Here is a 4896-nt window from a genome sequence, read left to right on the forward strand (position 1 = left end):
GCAGGAGCAGGAGCAGGAGCAGGAGCAGGAGCAGGAGCAGGAGCAGGAGCAGGAGCAGGAGCAGGAGCAGGAGCAGGGATAACTTCCTTTGTCGCTCGCAGAGCTTCTATGTGGTCGGGGGTGTAGTTAAGCCGATTACTGAGATTTGCCCAAGAGTAGCTTTTACCCAATTGCGAAGCTTTGAAAGCGATTCCTGCATATTCGAATGAAAAGCCGTTCATCTTACCTGTAGAGGCAACATTGGCCTTCCAGGATACTTCTGCTTCTTCCAATCGTTTTGTGAAAGTTAGAAGGTCAGGCTTACCGACTAAACTTTTATCAATAATTTGCTGTAAAGCTTCTTTTGGTGAATGCTCCCCAGTTCGTTCAGATAGCATTTTCTCATTACGGGACACTCTCTTCCGCTTCGGTTGTGCTTGCGAGGGGGGAGATGCAGTTTTTGTCACTGTCAGGCCATGAGCGATTTCGAGTTCACTAATGATCCGTGTGCTTATAAGGTTTTCGTTCCTCCCCAAGTAGAGCTTCCCACCGGCTATGTCGATCCTGCTGGCAATGATGTGTATATGCTGGCCAACGTCGTCATGAAGCACATAGCAACGGAGATGAGTATCACTGAACCCCATCCTCTTCATGTAGTCGTCAGCTATGGTTACCCATTGGTCATTCGATACTGATTCAGTATCAGGTAAGCGAAGCGAGTTGTGCCATACCGGTTTCTGAACATCGGGCCGAAGCTGTTTAGTGCCATCAAATTCAGTGATCAGTTTAGAGGCTGAATCACCTAACATGTTCCCGCCAATGACGATTGGATTACTTTTATGATGTGAACCTGGCTTCAATGCATATTGCACGACACCAGCGAAGCTTTTACCCCTTTTGATCTTCTGCATACCCTTCATAGGGTTTGCTCCATATGTCAGCATTTAGCAGGTGCTGGCGAAGCTCTTCCAGTTGTCGTTTCACTGCGAAAAGCTCTGTATGAGTAAGCTTGCTGTCTTTGCTCTTACCATCGATATGGATCGCAATTCGATTTAGCTTTTGCGATATGTCAGTTAAAGCTATCCAGGCTTTGGTATTAATAGCTGGTATAACTGGAGGCAATTTTTGAAGGGAAGCCATACGAAGCCACTCTCCTTTCGAATAATGCTCCCTCAATGTATTAAGCTTGGCCAATTCAGCATTGTTAAGACGAACACTAACACAATGAATTCGTAATTCCTGTGGTAGTAAGTTACACTTTGAGGTTGAATGTTTTGCATCCTTAGTGTTCAAAAACTGCGATTTTTTATTTGCCATATAAACTCCTTTTATATGTCATGCTTTAAAAGTAATTAACTAACTTTATCTCTTGTTATAGTAAATAATTATTAGTTGTCAATGTTAAGCGCGATTTAATATGTTTGCTTCTCTATTGGATAAGAATAGGCGACTAATTAAAAAAGAGGTTAATTAGTAAATATGATAAATCTAAATAATAAAAATTAAGATGAATATATCAATAAGCTGTATATATTAGTTTATTCATTAAAAAACAAGGGCCAAAAGGCCCATGTAAAATTAGTTCCATTCAAAGTGGAATACATACCCATTTAATGTTAAAAAAGTTAGTGCCAAGATTAAAGTTATGACCCCACCACTACCAAGAGCTTGAATACGGAATAAATTAGTTATTTTAAGACTTATAAACCAAAATCCAGACATGTTTTTGTTAGCTAAGGAGTATGATAATTCTCTGAATGCAGCGAAGATTATCAATATTATTGATGCACCAATCAAGATTCTCGAAGATATCAACGACAAAGAAAGGTTTTTGCCATATTCGTTTAATCCGTTCCAAAAACCTGAAACCGATGTGGCTCGTTTTGATAAGTCGATGATTTCTAATGGAACATTTATATTCAAATCTTCATTTAATAAAAAAACAGAACCTCCAGCTAAGACTAAGAAAAAAAATCTGACAAAATCTGTCGTTTCAACCTCTTTTCTAAGAACTAAAGCTATAATTCCAATTATCGAGAAGACAGGAGAGAATAAAGCACCAGTTTTTAAAATGGAATAAATTTCTTGATAGTGTGTGAAAAATGACCAGATGACAAATCCTATTCCTATAGTTAAAATGACCGCTCCCGCCATAAAAGCACCTGCATCGCCATCACCATTAGAATTTTGCTTTGTATAATGATTGTTGATGGTTCGATTATTTATGACCTGGGTATTTTGAACATTATAACCACCACTGTTGCTCTGACTGACATTAGTATTTTCGGTATTGTTTTTGATATTAAAATCCGCAAATTTTCCCATTTTTTATTCCATGTCAAACGAAGGAGTAACAATTTTACATCGATTAAATAGTAGATCATAGAAATTTCGTATCGGCATACAAAAGTTCTCTTTTCATGTGGCAATTAATTACATCCTAATTAAATTAGGAGTTCGAAAGTTAAGGTTCCAGGTTTAAATCATTCTTTTTCAATCAAAGAGCAGAAAAAGCAAGGCAACTTAGAGAAGCGGAGCATCTCTGAGTTAGCTCTTGCTTAATTTAATGGGGTGTTGACAATAGATTAAAATAAGCTATTTATATATAAAACACGAGAGGGTTTATGATGAAAGAAAAAATTATAGCTTTATCAGCTTCATTAATATGTATTGTCTTTTTTTTATTTTTATCATTAATGATAAAAGAACCATGGGTTAAGGACGGGTTGTATTTCCTAACTCCGATCATGGTTCTAATGATTCCTATAATTTGCGTGCTAATTCTTAAAAATTATATGAAGCTAAAAAAACGTGAAATCAATAATTTTATTCGTTAGTAAAAATCTCAAAAAGAGCTATGGATGCCTTCAACGTCGCAGCTGTGGCTAAAATCATTAGCAGTAATGTACTATTTTTTAAAGCATCTATAATTTGATTCAATACTAAGCTATCATGATTCAGTTTAGAAGCAACTAACTTAATAGCACCAAGTCCAGCAGAAGAAAAAAGCAAAAAATCATTTGCACTTTTAAGCTTCTTTAAGCTTTTTTTGAAAAACATGCATAGGGATATTGAAATGATGAAAGGAAGAAAGAAAATCAAATAATTTAAGGGGCCAATCATTTCAGAAATAACATAGCAAAACAATATAGCATATATAAAGAAAAATATACCAATTATCACTTTCAAAAAGATGTCTACTTGATTCATATTCTTTCCTTTGTAGTAACCAGTGAGTTAATATTTCCTCACTGGTTATATTATTAAGCTGCTAATCCTTCATTGGGGCGATCTGAATCTTCTCTGCTATCTTTTTCAGCAGCATAAGTAGATTCACGAGATTTCGTTGACATACCTGAACCATAGATTCGTTGAGCTTCACTATTCTCAGGTTTCCATGCCCAGTTTGAAACATCAACTTTTTGTTCCGATTCCATTTTTTCAAGAAAATTTAAACCAAATACATTCATAGTTCACCTGCTATTTGAAGTTAACCAATTTGCAATGGACCCGGAAATATCCATGCCGGATAAATCTTCGATCCACAACCATTGACCAGCAGAATTCACCTCTAAGAACCACCAGTCATTATTTTCATCAACGATGAAATCTAAAGCCCCATATCGAAGGTTTAACTTGGACATTAAAGAATTTATTTTATCCTTCACCGAAGTGGGTGCGTCAATTTTCCAGTGCGGTGTATTAGGTATATCGTATCTACGCCAGTCTACTTTTGCCTTGTTTGAATGCTGAGAGTCTATAGCACAAGCAAAATGTTCATCTTCAATTACTGTGTATCTAACTTCGAATTTTTTATTAACATATTTTTGAAGAGTAATTGGGTTTTCTGAATCGTTTGCGAAACTATCTAATTGTTCTAAAGTGATTTTGTTTACATATAGACCTAATATCTCACCTGATTCAGAGACATACATATCTTGCGACATGAATTTAACAACCGAATCAGGATAAGTAGTTAAGAAATTATTGAGGTCTTCTTTGGAGTTTGAAGTTATAAATGCTGGATTATTGAACCCAACTTCATTAGCTATTTTATGTTGAAAATACTTGTTATCAGCGAGAGTTGCATCTCTTACATGATTAAACCAGCAACTTTCAGATAATGCATTATATAGGCCAAAAAGGCTTTTATTCCATTCAGATCGCCATAATCTCAAACCATTACTTTGATCTTGCTGTTGTTCAGAATTGACTTGAACAGATACCCGCCTTGGCCAAACACATTTTACGGATGAATTTTTGATTGTTTTTCCGTTCTGGGAGATAGTCCATTCAGAGCCATCAAAGCTAATTTTGGTATCTTTAAGGGCTTCTATATCTAAATTCAAACGGAAATAGTTATCACCGAGTTTCATCGAAACTACATCTGCATGAACATCGTTACTGTCAGTAAGTATCAAGATCATTGTTAGGATGTGTCTGAAATTTTTTGTTCATTTAATATCCGATAGTTATGTTGCATCGTCAATATTAATTTTTATCCAGTGTAATCTATTGATTTAAAAGTGTTTTAACCGTTATATTGGTTTTTATAATATAATTTCAATGTGGTATTATATCTTTTCTTTTAGTCATTTTTGTAAACTACATTGCTTTTACTTGACTTAACTAGACTTTTGAACTCGATGGCTTTGTGCTTCTGGTGGCTATGGAGTAATCTAATGTGTAGTAAAACTATGCTAAGGGCCCAATCGATTACTATGTATATCAATAAATTAGCTATTAGAAACTATAAAAACTTTCGAAGCTCAAATTTCTACTTTGTTAAAGGCTCAGTGAATACAATTATCGGTGAAAATGCTTCGGGAAAAACAAATTTTGAATCGCCACGCGTTTAACAGACACCTCAGAGTCATTTAAGATGACTTAAAGAGAGGTGCCCATGAGCGGTAAGCG

Annotated in this window: 6 protein-coding genes; all 6 read right to left on the minus strand. The window is 35.6% G+C overall.

Features of this window, described 5'->3' with window-relative positions:
- On the minus strand, nt 1–899 hold an 899-nt coding region (locus QMN93_RS12205; RefSeq protein ID WP_319862472.1), incomplete at its 3' end, for a relaxase/mobilization nuclease domain-containing protein.
- On the minus strand, nt 868–1296 hold the full coding sequence (locus QMN93_RS12210) for a hypothetical protein (RefSeq protein WP_045783712.1): 429 nt from the start codon (nt 1294–1296) through the stop codon (nt 868–870). The genes QMN93_RS12205 and QMN93_RS12210, both read right to left, overlap by 32 nt.
- A gap of 261 nt (nt 1297–1557) precedes the next feature.
- Nucleotides 1558–2304, minus strand: a complete 747-nt coding sequence (locus tag QMN93_RS12215; protein ID WP_193139830.1) for a DUF2157 domain-containing protein — start codon at nt 2302–2304, stop codon at nt 1558–1560.
- Between the two features lie 501 nt (nt 2305–2805).
- Nucleotides 2806–3189 carry a hypothetical protein gene (locus QMN93_RS12220; protein WP_087449616.1) on the minus strand — a complete coding sequence of 128 codons (384 nt, stop codon included), beginning with the start codon at nt 3187–3189 and terminating at the stop codon, nt 2806–2808.
- 53 nt (nt 3190–3242) lie between these two features.
- Entirely contained in the window at nt 3243–3449 is a 207-nt protein-coding gene (locus QMN93_RS12225; protein WP_047685188.1) for a hypothetical protein, read from the minus strand.
- 3 nt (nt 3450–3452) lie between these two features.
- Nucleotides 3453–4355: a hypothetical protein gene (locus QMN93_RS12230; protein ID WP_130715458.1), complete on the minus strand. Its 903-nt coding sequence runs from the start codon at nt 4353–4355 to the stop codon at nt 3453–3455.
- Between the last annotated feature and the right edge of the window lie 541 nt (nt 4356–4896).

Origin of the sequence: Enterobacter sp. R-1.6.2, assembly GCF_035064085.1 — a bacterium.
GTDB lineage: Bacteria > Pseudomonadota > Gammaproteobacteria > Enterobacterales > Enterobacteriaceae > Enterobacter > Enterobacter asburiae_B.